General features: G+C 39.5%; 30 protein-coding genes. 20 read left to right on the forward strand and 10 right to left on the reverse strand.

What is annotated here, in order from left to right:
- Positions 1 to 80: 80 nt before the first annotated feature.
- The gene (locus WNY79_RS02920; RefSeq protein WP_342875072.1) at positions 81 to 899 is read right to left on the reverse strand and encodes a hypothetical protein; all 819 of its coding nucleotides are present in this window, start codon (positions 897 to 899) and stop codon (positions 81 to 83) included.
- A gap of 3 nt (positions 900 to 902) precedes the next feature.
- Positions 903 to 1,733 carry an HNH endonuclease signature motif containing protein gene (locus tag WNY79_RS02925; protein WP_342875073.1) on the reverse strand — a complete coding sequence of 277 codons (831 nt, stop codon included), beginning with the start codon at positions 1,731 to 1,733 and terminating at the stop codon, positions 903 to 905.
- A 183-nt stretch (positions 1,734 to 1,916) separates the two neighbouring features.
- On the opposite strand from WNY79_RS02925, the gene WNY79_RS02930 reads away from it, so the two are divergent.
- Positions 1,917 to 2,369 (forward strand): hypothetical protein, encoded by a 453-nt coding sequence (locus WNY79_RS02930; RefSeq protein ID WP_342875074.1) that lies wholly within the window; start codon positions 1,917 to 1,919, stop codon positions 2,367 to 2,369.
- Positions 2,370 to 2,376: 7 nt separating this feature from the next.
- Here the strand turns inward: WNY79_RS02930 and WNY79_RS02935 are convergent, their stop codons facing one another.
- Positions 2,377 to 2,742, reverse strand: a complete 366-nt coding sequence (locus WNY79_RS02935) for a S24 family peptidase (protein WP_342875075.1) — start codon at positions 2,740 to 2,742, stop codon at positions 2,377 to 2,379.
- 122 nt (positions 2,743 to 2,864) lie between these two features.
- Here WNY79_RS02935 and WNY79_RS02940 point away from each other — a divergent pair, with 122 nt between their 5' ends.
- Positions 2,865 to 3,086 carry a hypothetical protein gene (locus WNY79_RS02940; RefSeq protein WP_342875076.1) on the forward strand — a complete coding sequence of 74 codons (222 nt, stop codon included), beginning with the start codon at positions 2,865 to 2,867 and terminating at the stop codon, positions 3,084 to 3,086.
- Between the two features lie 78 nt (positions 3,087 to 3,164).
- Here the strand turns inward: WNY79_RS02940 and WNY79_RS02945 are convergent, their stop codons facing one another.
- Together WNY79_RS02945 and WNY79_RS02950 are read right to left on the reverse strand one after the other, a co-directional pair.
- Entirely contained in the window at positions 3,165 to 4,199 is a 1,035-nt protein-coding gene (locus tag WNY79_RS02945) for an addiction module component (protein WP_342875077.1), read from the reverse strand.
- 17 nt (positions 4,200 to 4,216) lie between these two features.
- Positions 4,217 to 4,837 carry a S24 family peptidase gene (locus WNY79_RS02950; RefSeq protein WP_282338233.1) on the reverse strand — a complete coding sequence of 207 codons (621 nt, stop codon included), beginning with the start codon at positions 4,835 to 4,837 and terminating at the stop codon, positions 4,217 to 4,219.
- 179 nt (positions 4,838 to 5,016) lie between these two features.
- On the opposite strand from WNY79_RS02950, the gene WNY79_RS02955 reads away from it, so the two are divergent.
- From WNY79_RS02955 to WNY79_RS02995, 9 genes are all read left to right on the forward strand, one after another.
- Entirely contained in the window at positions 5,017 to 5,235 is a 219-nt protein-coding gene (locus WNY79_RS02955) for a YdaS family helix-turn-helix protein (protein WP_282338249.1), read from the forward strand.
- The gene (locus tag WNY79_RS02960; RefSeq protein ID WP_008135661.1) at positions 5,232 to 5,525 is read left to right on the forward strand and encodes a hypothetical protein; all 294 of its coding nucleotides are present in this window, start codon (positions 5,232 to 5,234) and stop codon (positions 5,523 to 5,525) included. The genes WNY79_RS02955 and WNY79_RS02960 overlap by 4 nt, the downstream gene beginning before the upstream one ends.
- A 10-nt stretch (positions 5,526 to 5,535) precedes the next feature.
- A complete protein-coding gene (locus WNY79_RS02965) occupies positions 5,536 to 5,808 on the forward strand; it encodes a hypothetical protein (RefSeq protein ID WP_342875078.1) in 273 nt (90 codons plus the stop codon).
- A 2-nt stretch (positions 5,809 to 5,810) separates the two neighbouring features.
- Positions 5,811 to 6,206 carry a hypothetical protein gene (locus WNY79_RS02970; protein ID WP_342875079.1) on the forward strand — a complete coding sequence of 132 codons (396 nt, stop codon included), beginning with the start codon at positions 5,811 to 5,813 and terminating at the stop codon, positions 6,204 to 6,206.
- A 9-nt stretch (positions 6,207 to 6,215) separates the two neighbouring features.
- Positions 6,216 to 6,806 carry an SAM-dependent methyltransferase gene (locus WNY79_RS02975; protein ID WP_342875080.1) on the forward strand — a complete coding sequence of 197 codons (591 nt, stop codon included), beginning with the start codon at positions 6,216 to 6,218 and terminating at the stop codon, positions 6,804 to 6,806.
- A 32-nt stretch (positions 6,807 to 6,838) separates the two neighbouring features.
- On the forward strand, positions 6,839 to 7,123 hold the full coding sequence (locus tag WNY79_RS02980) for a hypothetical protein (protein WP_309168330.1): 285 nt from the start codon (positions 6,839 to 6,841) through the stop codon (positions 7,121 to 7,123).
- Complete coding sequence (locus tag WNY79_RS02985) at positions 7,124 to 9,610, forward strand: replication endonuclease (protein ID WP_342875081.1); 2,487 nt, start codon at positions 7,124 to 7,126, stop codon at positions 9,608 to 9,610.
- A gap of 8 nt (positions 9,611 to 9,618) precedes the next feature.
- The gene (locus tag WNY79_RS02990; RefSeq protein ID WP_342875082.1) at positions 9,619 to 9,885 is read left to right on the forward strand and encodes a hypothetical protein; all 267 of its coding nucleotides are present in this window, start codon (positions 9,619 to 9,621) and stop codon (positions 9,883 to 9,885) included.
- 166 nt (positions 9,886 to 10,051) lie between these two features.
- Positions 10,052 to 10,705 (forward strand): hypothetical protein, encoded by a 654-nt coding sequence (locus tag WNY79_RS02995; protein ID WP_342875083.1) that lies wholly within the window; start codon positions 10,052 to 10,054, stop codon positions 10,703 to 10,705.
- Between the two features lie 343 nt (positions 10,706 to 11,048).
- Here WNY79_RS02995 and WNY79_RS03000 read toward each other — a convergent pair whose 3' ends face one another.
- Positions 11,049 to 11,294 (reverse strand): ogr/Delta-like zinc finger family protein, encoded by a 246-nt coding sequence (locus WNY79_RS03000; RefSeq protein ID WP_342875084.1) that lies wholly within the window; start codon positions 11,292 to 11,294, stop codon positions 11,049 to 11,051.
- Between the two features lie 207 nt (positions 11,295 to 11,501).
- Between WNY79_RS03000 and WNY79_RS03005 the strand changes: the two genes are divergently transcribed.
- The 3 genes from WNY79_RS03005 to WNY79_RS03015 all read left to right on the forward strand — a co-directional run bounded on the left by WNY79_RS03005 (position 11,502) and on the right by WNY79_RS03015 (position 13,607).
- Positions 11,502 to 11,759, forward strand: coding sequence for a hypothetical protein (locus tag WNY79_RS03005; protein ID WP_342875085.1), 258 nt, complete (start codon positions 11,502 to 11,504; stop codon positions 11,757 to 11,759).
- Between the two features lie 1,061 nt (positions 11,760 to 12,820).
- Entirely contained in the window at positions 12,821 to 13,351 is a 531-nt protein-coding gene (locus WNY79_RS03010; RefSeq protein WP_342875086.1) for a hypothetical protein, read from the forward strand.
- 1 nt (position 13,352) lies between these two features.
- Positions 13,353 to 13,607 carry a hypothetical protein gene (locus WNY79_RS03015; RefSeq protein ID WP_342875087.1) on the forward strand — a complete coding sequence of 85 codons (255 nt, stop codon included), beginning with the start codon at positions 13,353 to 13,355 and terminating at the stop codon, positions 13,605 to 13,607.
- Positions 13,608 to 13,662: 55 nt separating this feature from the next.
- On the opposite strand, the gene WNY79_RS03020 is transcribed toward WNY79_RS03015, so the two are convergent.
- Genes WNY79_RS03020 through WNY79_RS03035 form a run of 4 tightly spaced genes read right to left on the reverse strand, consistent with a single transcriptional unit; the run spans position 13,663 to position 17,232 of the window.
- Positions 13,663 to 14,061, reverse strand: coding sequence for a 3TM-type holin (locus WNY79_RS03020; RefSeq protein WP_342875088.1), 399 nt, complete (start codon positions 14,059 to 14,061; stop codon positions 13,663 to 13,665).
- The gene (locus tag WNY79_RS03025; protein WP_342875089.1) at positions 14,061 to 14,387 is read right to left on the reverse strand and encodes a phage holin family protein; all 327 of its coding nucleotides are present in this window, start codon (positions 14,385 to 14,387) and stop codon (positions 14,061 to 14,063) included. Before WNY79_RS03025 ends, WNY79_RS03020 begins: the two co-directional genes overlap by 1 nt.
- Positions 14,384 to 15,451: a phage portal protein gene (locus WNY79_RS03030; protein ID WP_342875090.1), complete on the reverse strand. Its 1,068-nt coding sequence runs from the start codon at positions 15,449 to 15,451 to the stop codon at positions 14,384 to 14,386. Before WNY79_RS03030 ends, WNY79_RS03025 begins: the two co-directional genes overlap by 4 nt.
- Positions 15,451 to 17,232 (reverse strand): terminase family protein, encoded by a 1,782-nt coding sequence (locus tag WNY79_RS03035; RefSeq protein WP_342875091.1) that lies wholly within the window; start codon positions 17,230 to 17,232, stop codon positions 15,451 to 15,453. Before WNY79_RS03035 ends, WNY79_RS03030 begins: the two co-directional genes overlap by 1 nt.
- A 205-nt stretch (positions 17,233 to 17,437) precedes the next feature.
- Here WNY79_RS03035 and WNY79_RS03040 point away from each other — a divergent pair, with 205 nt between their 5' ends.
- The 6 genes from WNY79_RS03040 to WNY79_RS03065 all read left to right on the forward strand — a co-directional run bounded on the left by WNY79_RS03040 (position 17,438) and on the right by WNY79_RS03065 (position 21,853).
- Positions 17,438 to 18,319 carry a GPO family capsid scaffolding protein gene (locus WNY79_RS03040; protein WP_342875092.1) on the forward strand — a complete coding sequence of 294 codons (882 nt, stop codon included), beginning with the start codon at positions 17,438 to 17,440 and terminating at the stop codon, positions 18,317 to 18,319.
- A gap of 40 nt (positions 18,320 to 18,359) precedes the next feature.
- A complete protein-coding gene (locus WNY79_RS03045; RefSeq protein WP_342875093.1) occupies positions 18,360 to 19,397 on the forward strand; it encodes a phage major capsid protein, P2 family in 1,038 nt (345 codons plus the stop codon).
- 84 nt (positions 19,398 to 19,481) lie between these two features.
- The gene (gene gpM / locus WNY79_RS03050; protein WP_024609304.1) at positions 19,482 to 20,210 is read left to right on the forward strand and encodes a phage terminase small subunit; all 729 of its coding nucleotides are present in this window, start codon (positions 19,482 to 19,484) and stop codon (positions 20,208 to 20,210) included.
- 110 nt (positions 20,211 to 20,320) lie between these two features.
- Positions 20,321 to 20,758, forward strand: a complete 438-nt coding sequence (locus tag WNY79_RS03055) for a phage head protein (RefSeq protein ID WP_342875094.1) — start codon at positions 20,321 to 20,323, stop codon at positions 20,756 to 20,758.
- Positions 20,755 to 21,228: a phage tail protein gene (locus WNY79_RS03060; protein ID WP_024609305.1), complete on the forward strand. Its 474-nt coding sequence runs from the start codon at positions 20,755 to 20,757 to the stop codon at positions 21,226 to 21,228. Before WNY79_RS03055 ends, WNY79_RS03060 begins: the two co-directional genes overlap by 4 nt.
- A complete protein-coding gene (locus tag WNY79_RS03065; RefSeq protein WP_342875095.1) occupies positions 21,221 to 21,853 on the forward strand; it encodes a phage virion morphogenesis protein in 633 nt (210 codons plus the stop codon). The genes WNY79_RS03060 and WNY79_RS03065 overlap by 8 nt, the downstream gene beginning before the upstream one ends.
- Positions 21,854 to 21,861: the final 8 nt, after the last annotated feature.

A 21,861-nucleotide genomic window follows, 5' to 3' on the forward strand; every position in this document is an offset into this window, starting at 1 on the left:
TATTTTTCCATTAAATAAGATCCAAAGAGAAAGTATTAGTAAATAATAGACTACAATACTTTCCTTCTTCTTGCCTGTTATTAACTTATGCTTAATTGAATAAATTCTTTCTTTGTTAATACTTTTGTATCGATATCAAATAATGAGTATATTGCTTGAGTTTTTTTCAAAAGTTTAGTGTCATTAGTCACAAAAATATCGGCGTATTTTCCATAAATAATATGAGATACATCATGTAGACGAGATCTGGATTTTTTTGTTTTTTCCCTATAGTAACCTAACTGCTCAAGTAGATTTGCAGCATAATTTACAGAGTGCTCTAATATGCAGAATTTATTCGTTAAATTATAGTGTGGGGAAGATTGAAGTTTTTTAATCGCTTCACATTGGGTTATTAATCCATGGTGCATTAAGGATTGGAGAATTAGAGAAATATAAGTAATATTACTAAGAACGTCTTTTGGGTTTTGGTTATTAGCTTTTTTGGGGTTACTATGCGGGTTATCATTTGCCCTTTCGATTATCCCTTTATCAACTGTTTCAGCGTAATCATTTGAGCTATAATGTTCAATTACCCTTTTGTAGCAATCTATAGGATACTCCTTACCAAATTCTATATCCTTATCGTTTCTTGATCTTGGCCTTAAAGAGTTAGTCCCGCAGAGATTTGTAAGGAATTTAATATCAGCGTCTATGATATTTTTTTTTGTTTTATTTCTCATCGCTGATACTGCGATTTCTTCTAAGTGGGCTGGACTAAATATAAATCTGAAGCCATTTTCTTTCATCTCTTTAACTTTATTTTCTAATTGTTTATTTTCTAATTGTTTATTATCTAATTGTTTATTTGAGCTTTGTCTTAAATAAATGATCAGATTGTGATCCAAATATACTTTCATAATTTACTCTTTAATATGACTATCTTTTTTGCATAGTTTCTGTAATTTTTGTACATCTTTTTTCTCATTTTGGATATGCATTTTTCTATGGCAGTTTGGGCAAAGAGCTACAGTATTCGCGATGGTGTCTTTACCACCTTTAGCAAGCCAAATAATATGATGCGTTTCTAGATACGGTTCATCCGATTTGTTTTTAAAAGGAGCCGGTTGATTGCAGAGCTGACAAAACCCTTTCGCCAATCTTTTTGTATGCTCAGCAACCCAAGGGTTGCGTTCGTGTTGCTGGATAATCACATTTCTACTACCTACATTCTTTCTAACATTTTTTGCTCTACGTTCAATCTCTTCGTCACTCAGCCTTTTTGCTTTTTTAGTCTTTGCTTCAAAAACTTTACTTAAATAAATTTTATTAATTGGGGGCGATTCATTACCTTTAAGCTTGAGCGGGAATACACAAACCTTTCTAGATAGACCATTTTGATCTGGTTGTTTCTCAAAGTAAGGCGTTGAAGCTAATTGAACAATACCGATATAAACATATTCTTTATCAACAAAAACTTCAAAAAGGTGAACCGTGATACTGGTATCATTAGATTCCGAAAGTGTTTTGTTTTGAGCGAAATTTAAACTTTGATCACCAGTGGTACCCATTCCAGTGTAATAGCAAATATCACCTTCCCAACGATCATCATATATAGATTTAATATGGTTTGAGACAATAACTAACGTATTAGATTGATGAGAACGCCTCATCCCCCCTTGTGGAGAACAAGCAAATAGCTCACACAATTCTTTATTATTTAAAACTGAGCCCGGCTGAATTTCTAGTGTCATTAATTATCCAATACATTATAAATTTATAATAATAAGTTAAATATACCTCTTTTTTGATCTTACCAGTAGGCTTTCATGTAAGTAATAAACCAATGAAATTATAAGTTTAGAAATACCACCTTTATGATAAGTATAGCTATAATAGAATTACTTTATGATTTTATTTATTCTTGAAGAGGGATTATGAAGGTAATTTTTTTTTTAATAGTTCTTGTGATATCTGTTGTTTCAACAATTTATACAAAGCAGCAAGAAATGATTCATGTTGATGTGTTAAAGGTAGGCTACATATCAGGCTTTGATGAATCAGTAGTAATTTCGTTTGGTAAAAATGAAAACGACTTTCATGCATTTGCTATAAAAAAGAAAGATATAAAGCAGGGTGTTGAGCTTGTATCTAAATCAAAAAATAACCCTAATTTTTCTATATTTGGTGATGTTGTAGGTGAAGCGCTTGTTCGTTCAAGTCAGGCAGAGACATTCGCTAAAGTTAAAGTGTTGAGTGTTGATAAGCAAAATCAAAAAGCCGTATTTGAAGTTGAGGCTAATTTATTAAACATAAATACGAATGAGCTTAATAAATTAGATAGAACAAAAGTGATTGTAAAAGATAAGCCTTTTTTAAAGCTTATGTAAGTGCTGCCTATCCTAAGGTTAAGTTAGCCCTATGCATTCTAATTGATTGAGTTACAACACCTTCTATATTGTACTGGTCAAACTTAGTTAGTTTAACAGGACTGTGGTCAGAGCTAGCTGAAAGCAATAGATTGTTTTTTAAGTCAGCAACTTTACAAACAAATTGACCATTTAAGCAGGCTACGATTATATCGTAATTTTTAACTATTTTTGCTCTATCTATAATGAGTACATCGCCATCAAATATCCCCACATCTTCCATACTTCTTCCGCTAGCACGGCCAACAAATGTTGAATCACTTAAAAAATTAGCATCGATTGTTTTTTCTAACTTTTTTACTTCAGGGCCCACTAATACATTTTGAATAAGCATATATTTTCTCAAAGCTTCAACTAAGTTGATTATAGCCTTAACTGTATATAAAAACAGTAGCTATACTTAACTGCAATAAAGATAAGTGCCAAAATATGCCTTTTAATGTTAAAGGTAAAACAATGTCTAATAGTTTAAGAGCGAGAAAGGCGATTCGCAAAATATTCGATGGTAAATATATAGACGCTCCAATTACAAAAGAGGAAGTCGATTTGCAATGGGATTTTTTAATGATGCTGAAAGTTCCTGAGCATAGGTTGATAGAGATTATAAACAATGAACAAGTAGATAAGAAGTTACTACAAAAAATTTATGACGCATTAAACATTTACGATGTAGCTTAAAAAGCCCGCATTTAGCGGGCCTTTTGTATCTTTATTTGGTAAAAGAATAGATATTTTATTGATAAAAATACAATAGATTTATAAGTTACGCTTCAAGTTAGACATTTCTGTTATTTGCTCGATTACGGATTTATAGTTATTTATTGATTGAAAGGCATTAGCCATATCTTTACCTGATTTAACAATCGAGCTTAAGTTAGCACTATTATTTATGTAGCCATAGATATTAGAAGCTACAAGTTCTGTCTCTAAGTTATTCACTAATTTAGAGACCTCCGGTGATTTTGTCTTTTCTTTGAGTTCATCTAGTAGCATTGTGATTTTGTCTTTATGCTTGGTATTTTCATTTTCTAGTTTCTTAACTTCAGCATCTCTATCTTGAATCATAGTACTCAAAGCTTTTACAAATGATCCCATTTCGTCAGCACTACCAGCCAAACGATTAAATATATTAAGAAAAGTTATTATATCCTTGTTATCAGAAAAGTTTGGATATCTAATTTTATGGTCAATTTCGCTCCAACCTTCTTCGAAGATTGTTCGAACTTGAACTTCAGTAAATACTTTTGATTTATGAGGTGATGTAGAAAAAACGAAATGTATTGAGCGATAACCAGCTTTATGTTCTTTGACTACCCAAGCAGTTCGGTCTTTGTAATCTTCTTTACTATCGCCTTCACGGATATATGCAGTTATTTTTTCAGATTTTTTCCACCTTTCTTCAAGTGAGTTGATTATTTCAACGCAATCTTGTTTAAATAAGTGTAAGGCGCGTATACCAATTAAGTCCGTAATTTTGGTAGAGTAGTTATCTACAGATATGTTTATATATTTTTTATTATAAGAGCCTGAGCCTTTGGTGGTTTTCCGTACAATTTTTTCCATCAAATGTTCGGGGTCTTTAACTCTCCAGCGCACAGAATGAACTTTAGCAAAACGTTGGATTGTTTTTGCGTATGATTCAGCTAAATCTTCAAGGTCATCGATTTTAGATTGATGATCAGCACCAATTGATTGTATTAGCTCCCAGTCAAGTGCGCATTCAGTGAATTTTTCTTCAGAGATCTTGTTTCTTGATAGAAACTCATTTAATTCCATGTCTTCAATATTCATATAACTCCCTTAACTTTTTAAAGTGACTTACCTGTAAATATAACTTTTCCAACCAACGTGCAATTACCATTAATCGGTATTAGTTGTTCTGGCCAGTTGGGGTTGGCGGCTTTTAGGAACTTGTGGCCATTTTCGATTATGAGCTGTTTAAATGTGGCTTGGTTGTCGTCGTCTAGGCGGGCTACTACGTACGAACCGTGGATGCATTCGGCTTCAGGGTCTACAAAAATCAAATCACCTTCATCAAACTTTGGCTCCATGCTAATACCTTGCACTTTTAAAACAAAAGTTAGGTCGCTGCAATTAACCGGGCACATAAAACGTTCTGCGTCATACGCTTTAATCTCACTTATTTCTGACCAAGCACCGGCTTGCACCCAGCTAATAAGTGGGGCGGTGGCTTTGATTGATGGCCCTGGTGCAACATTACTACTACTGTTTTCACCAATACCGAAGCGCAAATATTCTGGTGTACATTGGAGTGCTCGCGCTAATGACTCAATATTGCGAGGATTCTTAGTACCACCACGTTCCAACTTTTGTATAGAGGTTTGAACGGTGCCAACTAGTTCAGCAAGTTGATATTGGGTCAACCCCAACTTCTTACGGCATTCCTTAACTCTTTCTGCAATATCCATATTAATACCTTTAAATAAATTAATGACTTTAAGTAATATAGGAAAGATTATCACAACCTTTTGTGATAATTACAAATCACTTAAAATCATGCTTGATAATCAAATAAAGTGATAATTGAGTTTGACAATGAAATAAAGTGATCTTATTATCACCTAAAGTCATTTTTGAAGAGGTGTTTATGTCAGCCATAGAAAAAGCAGTAAGCCTGATTGGTGGGCAAACAAGGTTAGCTCGTCTTTTGGGTACTCAACAAACCGCAGTTTGGAACTGGGTAAATAGACACTGCCAAGCCCCAGCGAAATACATTCCGCGTATTTCAGAACTAACTAACGGTGAAATATCGGTAAACGATTTACTAGCCGATCATCAAAAAAGCAAAAAGGAAGATGCAGCATGAGCACTGAACAACAAATCATTTTATTAGATATTCACCCAGACGCTAAAGCCGTGTTGTTTGCACTACTGCAAGAAAACAACCAACTACGCACTGAGCTTGAAGAGCAAAAAGACCGCCTAGTTAGCACCGTTGAGGCATGCGAGGTATTGGGATGTGCGCGTAAAAAGTTTTGGATTTTGTCGAAGTTGTCTGATTTTCCTAAATCAATTCAGTTTGGCAAAACTAATCATTATCGCTTAAACGAGCTAATTAAATTTAGAACGCAGCACCAACAAAGCGTTAATAACTAGGAGCAAAGCAATGAGCACATACCAAATATTTGACCAAAACACGTATAACGCATTACCTAACTTAGCCGCCAAAGCTGAGTATTTACTTAAGTGCCAAATAAGCACTAAAGACGCCGTTAATTGTAAATCAGTTGAATTTGAACCGTGCTTACAAGCCTTTGTTGGTGAGTTGCCATTACCTATTTACTGCCACGGCAACGAAAACCAAACCATACAAAAAGCCGTGTACTGGTTAAAAACACAAGCTTTATCTAAACCACAGCAACAACCACAAAGAGTATAAATATGGCTAACGCACTTATTAAACAAAGCGATAACGCACAACCTGCACCACTAAAAGCAGTAGAAGGGCGCTACATACCAAAAGGCCTTGCTGAAATAAAAGTGCTAATGGGTAGCGAACGTCACACACCAGAGTACGTATACACCAAAGTGTTAAGCGAGCAAGAGCGCACAATAGTGTGTTTTGCTGCAGGCCTAAAACGTCATGACCTTGAAAAAGGCTTTGCCAATTTTAACGCTGATACACGCCTTAAAATTCACAAAGCTATTTTGCAGTTACAAGAACTGGTTAAAGCATTTGTTGATGCCAACGCCATGGCACCGGCTAAGTTTTTGCAAAATGCGCCTGCTGAGTCTGCAAAAACCAGCTACTCCCACCTAACTGTTAGTTCACACTAAGGATTGATCATGAGCTCAACTAATCGCGGAACCCAGCGCAATGCAGATGATTACTACGTAACACCGCATTGGTTAATAGAAGATTTTTTAGCAGCGTTTAGCGAAAACTGCCGCTTTAATTTTGACGAACAAGCATACCCGTTAATGTTAGACCCAAGCGCAGGCGGCTGCGACAAGTACGAAATGAGCTACCCAACCGTACTAGAAAAACAAGGCTTTACTGTAGAAAGCTGGGATATTCGCGAAGACTCACGCGCTAATTTAAAAGGCGTTAATTTTTTAAACGTGCCCAGCGCTTTATTGCCGAAATACGACGTGCTCATAACAAACCCACCGTTTAACGTAGCGCAAGAATTTACAGAACATGCGCTTGAAATGGTTAAAGAGGGCGGTTTAGTGATCATGCTGCAACGCCTTAATTGGTTAGGTAGTCAAAAGCGAAAACCTATGTGGCAAAAACTACCATTAGCCGCCGTTTATGTTCATAGTAAACGCCCAGGCTTTGACCCACAAAAACCAAGTAAAACAGATTCAACCGAATACGCCCACTTTGTATTTTGCAAAGGCCATGAACTGGCCTCTGAACTTTTCGTAATTTAACACCCAAAAACAACACCCAAAGGACTACTAAAATGAACACAATCAAAGACCAAGATCTATCTAAAAATCAGCTATTAGTTAAAAACATTGTTGAGCATGCGGTAGACCAAGCCAACTTTACTATTAAAAATTTAGGCAAGCGCTCTACCGTTGCCATGCTAATGGAGTGCGAAAACTGCCTAACTGACTTTATGCCAGTGGTCAAACTTATTGCTGATGACTACATTGAATACACGCCAATTTACGACCAAATGTGCGCCGCAATTGATGCCGTTCAAATAGGTGAAGATTTAGTTGAAATAGAGTTTGCCGAATAAATGGCTAACCCTAAGCCACTCGACCTACAAGCCCTTAGACTATCTGGTATAGCTAAGGGTTTAATTTCATCTATTAGCGATATTGACGATCGCAACTTTTTAGCGCGTGGCCTGCAAAATGTGCCAGTGCCTTTACAAAGTCGTATGGCCCGTAAATACATAGACCGCTACAACCAAAAAAAAGCGGGTAGCCAATACCGTGCTAATACATGGTTACGCCGTACCATTGCACGTTTAAAGCCACGCTTTGGCGTACTGTTTAGTATTACTCAAAATATGCCATTGCCATGGCATATTTTAAGCAGTATTGAAAAAACCAAAAAACACGCAGGCACACTCGCTATGGAATGCGTGCAAATAACGCTTGATGTAAGCGAAGAAAACCAACACCTACCGTACGAAAAAATAATATCGTTAACCTACGATGCAATAGCAACTCATGCCAAAGCTGTAGGCGCTAATGTACCATTTTACGCCATGCGCGACGACAACTTGCCAACCGAGTGTTACGAAATTGCACTGCTAAAAATGCAGTGTGATAGGTGGTGGGCTCGCCAATTAAAAACTATTCGCCGCCAGTTTTTAGAGTTACTAGAAATTGCCACAGGCCAAGTAGGCAAAGATTTATACCACGATAAAAAAAGCAAAAAGTTTAAACGCCGTGGCATTAGCCCTTACTCGTCAAAACAGGCACAGCGCGAATTTAACTTTGCCCAAGCCAGTGGCCGCCAGTTCTTAGAAATGATGGAACTGCAAAGCAGTGACGGCGACGTAATAAGTTTAATAGAAGCAGTAAAAAGCGGCATGGCAAACCCAACCAACCGTCGTAACGAGTTAATGCTACGCATACGCGAAACCGAAGAGTTAGCCGATGAAATGGGCTATGTAGGTGTGTTTTACACCATTACGTGCCCGTCACGTTTTCATGCAAACTCAAGTAAATGGCACGGCGAAACTCCAAAAGATGCACAAAATTACCTAACCCAAACATGGGCGCGTGCCCGTTCTAAGTTAAACCGACGTGGCCTTAAATACTTTGGTGTGCGCGTAGTTGAGCCACATGCCGACGGTTGCCCGCATTGGCACATGATGCTGTTTATGCCTAAAAATAAGCTGCAAGAAGTGAATGCTATTTTGCGTTGGTACTTTATTCAAGAGGATAAAACAGAGCTTTACGATTATTACGGTCCTGTGCAAACCCGCGCAAAAGTAGTAAACGAATGGGTAGATATAAACACCCACGGCACGCACATTAAAACCGTCGAAAAATGCGTAAGCTACCGCGCAGGCACTAAAAGAAGTGAGCTGTTTAAAACCTATAAACAAAAGCGCCGCGAGTGGGGCCTTAAAAAAAGCCAAGGCAAAAAAGCCAAAGCGCCCAGTAAGTTTTATCGTACTTTTAGCCCACGCTTTGACGCTATAAAAATGGATAAAAGCAAGGGCAGTGCAGCCAGCTACATTGCTAAATACATCAGTAAAAATATTGATGGCTACCAATTAAGCGACCATGAAGATGCAGAAACAGGCGAAAACCTGCAAGAGCAAGCTAACCCTGTTTTAGCCTGGGCAAGTACATGGAACATTCGTCAGTTTCAATTTCAGGGTTCACCAAGCGTTACCGTGTATTGTGAATTACGCCGCATGCCAAAAGGCAAAGCAATAAGCGACGAGACCATAGAGCCTATTCGCCACGCTGCAGATACTGCCAGCTGGAAAGACTACGTAAAACTCCAAGGCGGTATGTGTATAGGCCGTGCGGCTAACTTCAAATCAATGTACGAAGACACACAAATGGGCAACGACTACGCCGAAGTAGTACGCCGCATAAAAGGCATTGTTACCAATGTAAGTATTGAATCAAAGCTTCATCGTATGATTAACAATGTTTATAACGTTACCACCGAAACGAGCCTTAAAACTCGCCTAGTAGAATGGACAAGGCAACTCAAAGGCACAGCCGAAAAACTCAATGCTAAGGATAACACCAACGTCGGCGCAGCCGACCTATCTTGGACTAGTGGTAATAACTGTACGCCTATAGCCGCAGGGTCTAGAGCTGAATTGTTACTCGATATGATGGGCACTTCAAAAAATGACGTTGATGAAGTAATAAAGGATCTAAATAGCGGAAAAAGGATCAGCCGAAACGGCCAAATTTACCAAATACGAGACGGCCAACTTCAAGTTTTAAATATTGATGAGCAAATAAAGCATGATCAGCGCTTAGCTATTGAGTCATTGGCTAAAACATATTCCCAAAAAGCAGGTAGCTGGCACATAACTGAAGCCCATTGGCAACAAGCCCGCGAGTATGTAGAGCTTGCTTATAAATACGCCCAGCTTGACGGGCGCAATACACCAAATAACACCCATATACAAAACGGTCTAGTTACTATTGGCGACTGGGACCTAGTTACTTTAATAAAACAAGGCAGCGCATCAGCAATCAGCGATAACGATTGGTGGGCATTGGATTTAATGGCGTAGGAGAAAAAATGACTATTCGCATTTCAAAAGTACTCATGCCTAAGGCATGTATTAGTTGCCAGGCGTTTTGCCCAAAAGGGTATGCAGAGGATCAGCATAGCCCGTTTATTACTAAATTCGATAAGCCCGCGCCTAAAACCCAATACGGCCAGTGCCGAAAAAGTAATAACAGCGTATTTGCCACCGAAATTTGCATCGGCTACCAGCAAGAACCTAACGCCGACGTATTTGCAGTAACGAATAGACTAGAATTAAAACAACAGGAAATATTTTGATACGCTGACACTATTGGTGTTCTTTATTTAGCTAGATTAGTATTAAGCATAGAAGTAACGTCTATTAGTTATCGTGATTTATGAACATAGATTTAAAGGCGTAAATGTACCCGCTAATAGATTAATTAGCGGGTACATTTATAAGTTATCAAAATAAGGAACTGATATGAAAAAAGGGTTTGAAATAGCAGCCGATTTAACTGAAGTCGCAGTTAAGAGCTTGCTACTAAATGGAATAGCTAAAGATATACCTTATGTGGGCACGTTGCTTAAAGTATGGAATTTAAATGATTCAATTAGAGACCGTATGTTTGCATCCAAAGTAATGCGCTTTTTTGAATCTTTAAGTGATGTTAAAGGCAAAGAACGTGAAAAAATGTCAAACAAGATAAAATACTCAAATCAAGATGACTTAAATAACATTACGGATAAAATTTTATTTTGTATTGAGTCAATAACCGATATAGATAAGTCAGAGTTTATAGCAAATTTATTTATTGCTTACACTTATGAAAAAATAACAGAAAGCGAATTTAGGCGATGTACTGATATTATTAAGATATCCTTTTTAGATGATTTAAAAAACTATGTCATGACAAATCTTGATTCGTACTGTAACGAACAAGAGCTACAACGGAATAAAGTTATTGCTTTAATAAATACTCCACTGTTTGCTCCTTTTAGAGATGATATCTTTTTAGGTAGAGTTGGTGACACTGATAATTTAGGGGAACAATTATTTAAAGAAACTGATATAGGTCATCGGTTTAAAATTGCTTTTCAATTCGGGAAAGAGAAAAGAGAGGTTGAAAACTCTTAGTTTTCATGAAGCTACAAGCCGTAAATTATAATTACCCCTCTTTTAGTTGGTTTTGTTGATAAAGCAGGCTATTGCGTAGTGGTTTTACATGACAGGTTTAAGAAGTGAGCAAGTGGGTGTGTAATATGAAACATGGCAAAGAACACTCCAGTATTGATATACGAGTAATGCAAATTAATCATGTGTGCTTTTTGCCTTTCAAGTAAAGTAATCGTTGCTTTATTTAAAAACTTGCAAACCTTAAAAAACAAACTAAATTTAAGAGTGCCGAAAGGTATTTTTAACGTTTTCTTTTGAACCCATACATACTGTGGGTTTTTTTATGGCTAAAATAAAGCTAGGCCTAAAGCCCAATCAATTCTAATTGTTGTTCTCGAGGTAAGTTTTTAATAAGCGCTGCGGCAAGTTGCGCAGTGGTTTTACATGGTGGGTTTAAAAAGTGATCAAACGATTGGGTAATACGGAACGTAGCCCCGCATTCGCGAGTATTAGTACACGAGCAATATAAATTAACAACATGGGCGCTTTGTTTTTCGCGTGATGTAATTGTTGCTTTAGCTTCGCAATTTGGACAAGTAACCCGCGCCATAATAACCACCAATCGTTAATAAAATACACTGTTATTATATACAGCGTTTGCGTGTATGCCAAACAACCATTTAACTGTTAGCTGCTGATTTCCTTGGTATGAGAACAAATTTAACCTATTATCATGTATCAAGCTAAGTGGCTCAGACAGCTAAAAAGCTATAGGTTTGAGGTACTAGATTATTACAGTTAATTTAAGGAGAAACATGTGGGCTGGGCTTTCGATAATATAAAGATATCACTTGAAGAAATGATGTTTGATTTAGATGATGTGAAAAGCTGTTCTAGTGGGAGAGTTGTAAGGAGTAATTATTTACCACTTACTGAAGACGTATATGAAACTAATGCTGTGGCTGTATATCTTTATGGTGAAGGTAATGTTGATGCTGATTTGATTCAGCTATCAGCCAGTAAAGGGAATAAAGCGGATTTAAGTGAAACAAATTTAAATTTGTTTCACTTGTAAAGAAAGTTACAGTAATTTTTGCTTCTGCTGACTTTAATCTACCAGACGAAATTAAATTGGGTTCTGAGGATTTTTTAATTGGTGATTACACTTTACGGGTTGAGAACGAAGATAGTCAATGTAATGTTTTTCTCGCATTATCAAATTCTTTTGAGCAGGCACTGGATGTTCGTTTAAAGTGCTTATATCAATAAAGGTAATGATATACAGTACAATTACTTTGGCTTTTGGTACTTCTTAAAGCCAACCATTTTATATTTTAACTCACTGATTTATTTTAAGGACTTATATGAGTCATACAGTAACGGAACATGAATGTAATAAATGCAACGAAAAGTACAATGGTGCTTTAGACGATATTCTGCTACCTGAAAGGCAGTACTATGTAGAATGCCCTAAATGTGAGAACCATACATTCTTCTATGGTGTATCAAGCCTTGTTAATTTAGAGGTACCTGATGATGCAGTTAAGATAAAGTATGTAGCCAAACTATAGTTTCTTTAGAGCAAAATCATAATAAGGCACAAATAAAATAGATGGTTCAGTGAATCAGTATTTTGACAATGTAAATTCAAGCGTTAGTCTCTACTAGCGCTTTTCTTGACATCTTACTTGTTGGGCATCTAAGGTCAGCTGGTAAGTTGTAGCTGACCTTAGATGCCGAAAAATTCACTCCTCCTCGCCTTCCGCTTTCGTGCAAAAAATGCGTCAAATTGACAACCCCAGTGACACGCCATTAATCGCCAGCCAGCCCAGCAAAAGGATCTGTGAGCAATATTAAAAAGATCGCATTGTCAAAAAGTGACAATTTTTGACAGTTATTTGACATCGAAACGTGCGAACGGCTATTGAGATGAATATCAAAGATTAATAGATATTAAAAAGTTTAACTGGAAGAATAGCTTAGATTACAATTGTTAATTTAATTGTTTTTTAGCTGGCGGCATGATGGTTTTTTACTATATTTAATTGTGGATTATCAATATTGGCGGTCCTTTGATGTATCTAATATTAGTCGATATACACGGTTGTATCAGTTACCAAGTAAAAGGAGAGTGATATGGAAAAGAAAGCATTATTTTATTTTTTAGTGGCTATCTCATTGGTTGGTTGCAACAACGTTCCAGAACATGGAGCAATGTTGAACGAAAAAGTTAGTGAAGGTATAAGTAAAAATCAGGTTGAAGTTGAGGGAATAATTAATGCTTTGGCGGATGTAGAGCGTGCAATACTTGATCAAAAATGGGATGAAATTTACGGGAAGGTTGAAAGTAAATACATTCTAAAACACTCTGTTGCTGCCGCAGCATCGTTAACCCAACCTCAAAGAAGAGCCATTGCAGCTAATGCATCACAGACTTACTTCAACTTATTGGATAAAATCTCAGAGAAGGAGCAAGAACTTATTTCTGCAACAAGAGCTAACTCTAACACCATAAAAAGTATCAATAATGAGGTAACCCAATACCTTCTTTCAGTTGAGGAGTTAGAAGCCGCTAAAAGCAATATTACGAGTAAACTATCAGAATTAACAGGATATAATTTATCAAGCATTTCAGGGCTTGCTAGTAATCTCATAGGAGGGATATAAAATGCCATTTGCGGAAGATCTTGACCCAGCAATTATTCAGGAAGTGTCTGAAGAATATCAGAAGGCAGCATTTTGGCTACCATTCACAGCGATTGAAATTAAAAAAGTTTTTGATGAAGAGCAGCTTGATGAGCTTGGGAAATTCATCTCTGAAGTAAAGTTAGCTGGAAAGAGCAACAAGAAAAAAACTCAAGCAATCGAGAAGTACAGTGACGTAACACTAAGATTGCTGAAGATGGCTAAAGTGGTTGTATAGGGCTTTAAAATTAGTTTATCGGACAATACTTAAGTACTTAAAAGAAAAGCGCTAGTTACTTACTAGCGCCTTTTAATTTTTCTACCGTTCTCAATCCCGCAAGCCCCAGCATTGCAAGTGTTAATTCCATCATTGCATCAAGAGGTAGCTCAGGTTTACCAATGTTAGGTATTAGCCACACCAAAAGCGGATTGATCACAAACGCAAATAAAAAACCAAAACCACACACCCACATTAAGAACGGCCGGGCGCCTGCAACAAAGGTGCTACGATGTTGTGCTTGCACTTTCATAATTTCAGCTTGGGCTAAAGCGGGTTGTTGGGCTAAACGCTGCTTTGCAATATCAAGCGTAAGTTTTTCACCATCGCTAGTAAACAGCTTATCAAGCACATTACCCACAGCATTAATTGGCTCAGCCACATTGCTAGTAAATATATTAGAAAACCATCCCATTATTTAATCCCTCGTATAAATTTAAGAAAGCTTTTAGGGTCTTTACTAAACGCTTTAATTAGCTTGTCGAACCCTTCTAAAATATGTGGAGCTGCATACGCGGTTACGCCAATTACCCCCGTTTTTAGGCTTTCGTCAAAGCCGCGCCACTCACAAAACATAGCCGCTAAGTACGCTGCAAAAATAGCAACGAGTACGTTCATACAGTAATGAAAAAACGTAAATTGCTTTTTGCTTAAATACATTTGAATAGCGGCTGCTAAAAAGCTCAACATAAATAAACGCCCCCATTGTTTAATAAACTCTGTTACATCTATCCAGCTCATGCGGCTTCCTTGGTAGTTGGGTTTAAGTCTGAATACTCAGGCTCTTTAAATTCAATATGCTGCGCGGCAGGTAAGTAGTTATTAATGCCTAATACGTCTTGCTGCAGGGGCACAACTTCGTTGTTGTAATAGGCGCGAGTAATTTTGTCTAAGTCGCCAAAGCCTGGGCTGTCGCCAGATGATTGGCCGCTCAGTGCTTCTTGCGCACGGTGCATACTGAGCATGTCGTTAAGGGTAATTTTTTTAATGCGCTCAAATTCGTCTTTGGTTGATATGTCGCCCACCGGTGTAATGTTTATCGCTTTTTCAGCATCGGCTTTATTACTGCGAAAATTAAAAAACAAACTTCTAAAGTTACCCACGCCTTTGCTGTCGCGTATGGCATTTTTAAGAGCGGTTTCATCGTCAGCGCTTAAATTAGGGTCAGCCATTGAGAATATAAAGCCCATGTGCGCACCGTTCTTGTAATAACGGCGACGAAATAATGTGGCATCTTCATTAAGCAACGCCGACTGAATACCGCCGTAATATTGCGGTATGCCATAAATGCCTTGCCCGGGGTCGTATTCCTTTACGTGTATTATTTCGCCTTCATTAAAATAAATAGGATTATGGCTTTGGTTACTTAATTGCGCGTACACACCGCGTTTATCGGTATAACGCATAGTCAGTGCAGGCAAATGGCGCAGTTTAATAACTTGCCCAAATGAATTTTTAATAATTTGCAAATAGGCGTTACCGCTCCACAGCAAATCAAACGCAAACTTACTAAGGGCTTGATGGCTTAAAAGCGGGTTAGGCTTATACCACTTTAAAATCATGTTGCGCTTAAAGTAGAGTATTGGCCCATGCTGGGCATTTACGCGCAGTAGTTTAACCAAGCCTTGCAAATTAATGGGCGGGGCGTAAATGCCGTTACTGTCACTAAACACCCCAACGTAATCTGTTAGCCGGTTGTCTAGACAGGGCTCAGGATCGCCAAAGCTAAACGTATCGGTTACCGCTGTGCGTTGGTTGTAGTTTGGCGCTTGGCCGTTACTTACTTGTAATCGTGGTTTACTCATTAAGCTGCAATTCCTACAGATGTTTGACGGCTATGGGCGTTACCGTCGAGTGGTTCAAATAACATGGCGTGCATAATTGCCCACGCAATATCGGCATGGCCTGTTGTCGCTGTGCGGTTTGTGGCATAGGTGATTTGGTCGCCCACCACTTTGCGGCGAATATTAATGAACGAGCTAGCAATATTTACCGCATCCTGGTCAAACTCAAAGCGGCGGTTTTGAATAACGTTAATGGCTTTAATTACCATGCGGTTTTTAATAATTGGGTTGTAATGAATCGGCTCAGCATTAGGGTAAAACTTAGTAATAAGCTCCCACACACCATAGCCAATGCCGGTGGTGTCTACGCCAATATGCACAACGTTGTATTTTTCGGTGAGGTGTTTTATCTCGTTTGCCATGGCTTCAAAGTCGTTGCCGCTTAAATCAAGTGCTTCTAGCAGTAAAAACTTTTCGCCTGGCTGCATGGGCGCACTTAAAATGGCAACACTTGCTTTATCACCAAAGCGAGCAGGGTCAAAACCAATTACAACAGGGCGCAGGCCAAACGGGCGCTCGTAGTCTAAATCAAAGTCAGTCCATTTGGTTGAGTCGCCTACACAGTTCATAAGCTGTTTAAGATTAAACGCGCTGTGTGCATCATCAATAAACTTACACATAAACAAGTTATTAAACTCATCTACGCTGTATTCATTTTCAAGTACGCCAATATCTATACGGTCAAAACCACTGGTTACTACATCGTAAACCGTGAGCATTTGTCGCCAAGTACCGTCGTCACACAACTTGCCGGTTTTTAAGTTTTTATGGCTTACATCAATAGCAAATTCAGGATCGTTACACGCTTTTGTTTTGCGGTACCATTTACCGTTCCAATGGTCGTAGGCTTCGTGGCTGGTAACCGATGGCGTACTAAAATACGTTATGCGTAAATGTTTGTGGGTTGCCATGGCCTGCGCCAAACCGCGCAGCGACTTATATTTAGGTATCCAAAATACTTCATCAATATATAAATCGCCGGATTCTGATTGTGCAGTACGGGCATTGGTTGACTTAAATATTAGTTTAACGGTTTTACCGCCGGCTAAATTAAGCACCATAGGCGAGCCGCTAAGTTCAACATTAAAATGCTCACGCACCAACGCCACAATATTGGCTTTAAATACTTCGGCTTGGTCGCGGCTCGCCGATATAAATATTTTATTACGGCCATTTACCACAGCATCGTAAAACGCTTCGAATGCAAAATAAAATGTAGCGCCAATCTGGCGCGGTTTTAATATAAAGCGGGTGCGATGGTCTTGGTTGTCAAACCAATGTTTTTGGTGAGGATAAAGTAATGTGTCTTTAAGCTCGTTGAGCATTTCAAGGGTAATGCCAGAGCAATCGTTTTTCTTTTTCTTCTTTGATTTTTTGTCATTGCCGTTATGACTGTTGCCGCTGTTATTGTTGGCGGGGTTGTCATTACTTGCGCGCAGTTTTGGGGCTGGGGCTAATTTACTTTTATTAAGTGCGCACAACTGGCGCGTGCAAAAGTCGAGCTCTTTATAGTCAGCATCGGTTTTATCGTCTTTATCGGCCAGTACATTAATGCGTTTGCTAAAGGCCATTTCGGCGTTATAGCTTGGGCACATGTCCTCCCACTTGCCAGCCTCCGACCAACGGCGAATGCTACGCGCACTGGGCATCTCGTCAAGCTCGGCTATTTCGTCCACCGTGTAGCCCTCAACAACATACAAATCTTGTGCTTTTTTGCGTATTTCTGGTCCGTAGTTCGCCATCTATTGCGCCGCTTTTATTAATCCATAGCGGCAGTGTATTCGTTATAAAACGCTTAATCTGTCAGTCAAAAACCTAGCCATTCCTAAAAGTTAAATATAGGAATTTCAAAAAGTTAAACCGTTGGAAAGGAATAAAAAGAGGGTGCAAACTGCAATCACTTTAAAGCAATACGCTTAATTTGCACATATTTAAAAAGGGTTGTTTATGCCAGGTCAACTACGTACTAAACCGTTATCGATTGCCGCTGTAGGTATGACCGTTGACGGCCGCGAAATATCAGAGCAAGACGTAGCCGACATAGTAGAAACCTACAACCCACGTAAATACGGTGCACGCATTAATGTTGATCACGAGTTTAACTGGTCGGGCTGGGCCGCTAAAAATCTTCATAACGTAGATATTCCCGGCATGTTGGGCGATGTAGAAAGCGTTGCAGCCTATGAAAACGAAGAGGGCGTTGTGTGCTTATACGCAGTGCTTGCGCCCAATCAAGGGTTTGTAGAGCTGAACAAAGCAGATCAAGCTGTTTATTTTAGTATCGAAATTAGCCGCGATTTTATGGGCACAGGCAAAACCTACCTAACCGGTTTAGCAGTGACCGACTACCCAGCGAGTTGCTATACCGACCGTATCCATTTCAGTAGTAAGAGTAAGCCAGATGACACGGACGTCTCTTTATTAAAAGTTGATTTAGGATCATGTGAGCCTATCGACGCCGCACCTAAAAAACCATTTTTTAAACGACTATTCGCAAAGGAAGAACCCGACATGAACGAAACACAATTAGCCACAGCCTTAAAAGATGCGCTGGGCACACCGCTTAGTGAGTTTGGTAAAAAACTAGACGGGCTTGCCACAAAGCTTGATTCGTTTTCAACCACAAAAGTGGAAGGTGAAGAAACGCCGCCAGCTGATGATGAAAACACTGAATTAGCTCAAGTAAAAGAAGAGCTATTAAAAACAAAAACAGCATTAGGTGAACTTAACGACAAGTTTACTAAAGCGTTGAAAACACCTGCGGGTGATACCACTGACGCCGACGAAGAACCCGAAGGCGATGAGGGTAAATACAGCAACTGCTTGTAATTACATCACCAACTTAACTTAGCTAAACGCAGGAAAGAATATGAAAACCAGAACTAGAGAATTATTTGTCGCCATTATGGCAGGCATGGCCGTTAATTACGGCGTTACATCAATGAGTGAACAGTTCAACGTTGAGCCTACAACCGAGCAGCGCTTATATGATGCTGTTTATGAATCGGCTGAATTTTTACAGATGATCAACACCGTACCGGTTGACGACTTAGTTGGTCAGTCAGTGATCATGAGTGTAGACGGTGGCGTAACAGGTCGTGCAGGCGTTGAAACTGACGACACCAAAGAGCGTAAAACCCGTGATGTATCAAAGCTCGATAAACGTGAATACCGTTGTTACCCAACAGAATGCGACATTCATATCACATGGGTAAAAATGGATCAGTGGTCTAAGTTCCCTGATTTTCATAATCGTTATCGTAATCACGTACGCCAGGCTATTGCGCTCGACATTATTAAAATTGGTTGGAATGGTACGCGCGTAGCTGATACCACAGATATTACAGCCTATCCAATGATGAACGATGTAAACATTGGCTGGCTACAACTAATTCGCCGCGATGCACCCGAGCGCGCAATTAGTGAAGGCGCAACCGCTGGCGAAATTCGTATTGGTGCTGGCGGCGATTACGAAAACCTAGACCAAGCGGTTCACGATGCATTGCAAGGTACTCCAGAGCACAAACGTGCAAACATGGTGGCTATTATTGGCGACGAGCTTTTAGCGCAAGACAAAAATAAGCTGTACGCCAAGCAAGCACATACCCCAAGTGAAAAAACCAAGATTGAGCTGCAACAGGTGATTGATACCTATGGCGGTTTAATGACATACAAAATCCCTTTTTTCCCTGCTCGTGGCATTTTAGTCACCAGCTTTGACAACTTAAGTCACTACGTACAAACGGGATCAACGCGTACCAGTGTAGAAAACAACGCTAAGAAAAAACGCGTTGAAGACTACCTATCACGAAACGATTGCTACTACGTAGAAGACCTTGAAAAAGTAATGTATTTCGAATCAACCAGTATCAAGTTACCAAATTCAGACGGTAGCGCCTGGGTTTAAATTTTCGGTAAATTCCCATTTGGCCGGCTTGTTTAATCCAATTTTCAAGCCGGTCTTTTTAACCACATTAAAGAGTGTTTTTAAATGAGCTTAGTCAAAAAATCATTAGCCAAAGCAGCAAGCAGCGTACCAACAAGCACTGACGAAAAAGCGCCAACGGTCGCGGCAACAGCCACGAGCACCCATGCGCCAACCACTATCACTACGCAAACCGAGTACCAGCTTTATGCAGCAGCCATCGAATCTGACTTAGCTCAATTAAAAACATTTACTGATATAGCCGACAAAGCAACTTACAAGTCTGAAGCGTTAGAACGCCAAGATTATTTAGGGTATATCAATAAATATCGACTAAGCGGCCAGTGCCATCCGAACACGGTTTTAGCATGGGTGTTTATTTGGTTGGTTGATCTTAAACGCTGGGATGCGGCGCTAGAACTCCTGCCGTTTATGATTGAGCAAAAGCAACCGCTACCCACGGTATTTAATACCAAGCATTGGCCTGCGTTCGTTATCGACCAACTCTATGACGATGCAAATTACTACCTATCAGAATCAAAGCAGCAAGGCTTATTTGATATTAGCTATGTACTGCGTGGCTTAATTAATACCGTTAAAAACCAAGACTGGAACGGGCTTGAAGTGGTAGGCGGCAAGTTGTACGCCATTGCGGCAAAGGTTGATGCCGCATTACACAATTATGGTAATGCACTGTTATTTGCAGAGCACGCACAAGCCATTAACGACAAAGCTGGGGTTAAAGGTTTAGTCGATAAGTTAACAAAGCAATTAAAAGCAACGGTTAACGAGTAACAGCTCCAACGCCGGTGGGCAACTTAGCACTTCGTCAGCATTCGTTGTTTGACGCCCTGTGACTAAGTGGCGCCCACACCCAATTTAATGTGTGTTTTTACAGGTGCAATATGAATTTAAGCGGTATGCCACAAGCAGATTTACAAAGCATTAATGTTGATGTGCCAGGCAATGGCTATTACCCGACATTAAGCACGGCTTATTTTATAGAGCATTACGCCGTTGCCCAAGCATACGCCAGCAAAAGTGAGCTGCTTGTTGAAAAGCTAAAGCGCGCACAGACCGAGGTAAACCAAGAACTAGTAAGCGCTGTGCTTACTAACGGCACACCATTAAACGCACAACAAATAATTTTTTATAACGATGCAGTGTATAGCAAAGCCAAAGCTAATTTATTGGTATCCAAGCTTGGCAGTACACACCGTGAAAACGCAACAGCACAGTCGCAATCAGCCATTGATAACTTTGAACACTGGCAACGCGAAAGCATAAACGCCATGCGCTTACTGCAAGCACTAAGCCCTAATTTATCGGTAGAGCTGTTATGAGCAAAAGCAAAATTGAAAAGCTTAAACAGCATTTAGTGAGTGTTGAGTATCAAGGGCATAAGTTGGCGCTTAATACCCAGTTTGATAGCTGGATAGAAGGCGGGCGCATAGAGCCAAGTAGTAAAACAATGAATGGTAACGGGTTATTGGCAGCGCGGTTTTATTACTCAGGTGTGATCAGCATTAATCCATGCTTTGCGCCGGCTGCGTTAATTTGTGCCTTTGCATCGTTTTGGTTGCAAAACAATGGCGGGCGTTATGACAGCACCGATATTGAATTTAGCGCCGATGTAAACGACGACAACAGCAATGAAGTAGAGCTGACTATTAACCAGTTGTGTGAAGACATAGAACTAATACAAACAGACAATGGCCCCTTTGAATTAAACGGTAACCGTTACGACTTTGGCGAGCAAAGTCTATGGGTTGCTGAATCATTTTTACTGCAAGGCACTGTAAGCCGTGCTTAACGTTAAATTTGACGAAGGGCGCAGCAAAGACCAATTAGCGTTTTTACAACTTAAGCCTAATAAACGGCGCAATATATTACGTCGTGTTATTCGAACAACGAATAAAAGCAGTAAAGAGCGGATCACCAAGCAAACGGATTTAGCAGGTAAAACATGGCAAGGCAGAGCAAACGGTAAAAAAAAGAAAATGCTCACCAAGCTTAAAAAGTTTATGAAGGTTCGCCACAGTGCAAACGACGCCAGTGTTTATTTTTCAGGGGGCAACAGCGGAAAAATAGCCCGCGCCCACCAAGTGGGCATAAGCCTAGATGCAGGCAAGCCAAAAGGCAGTGCCGCACAAAATAAAGAAGGGCCAGCCACGCGAAATTTAGCCAGGGCATTAATAGCCGAGGGTTACAAAATACCGCGTCGTAAAGGCAAGGGCAGTAAACGCCCAAGCATTAAATGGATAACAGAGAATTTAAGCATTAACCAAGCAGGGTTTTTACTTCGTGATTTAAAGGGCAGCTCAAGTAAGAGTACATGGCAAATTGACTTGCCGGCCCGCTCATTTTTAGGGCAAACGCAGCGCGAAGAAAAGCAGCAAATGAATTTTATTTTAAACCAGGCTATGCACGTTGCGTAGCGCAAAGC

The organism is Pseudoalteromonas sp. AS84, assembly GCF_038900255.1.
Classification (GTDB): Bacteria; Pseudomonadota; Gammaproteobacteria; order Enterobacterales; family Alteromonadaceae; genus Pseudoalteromonas.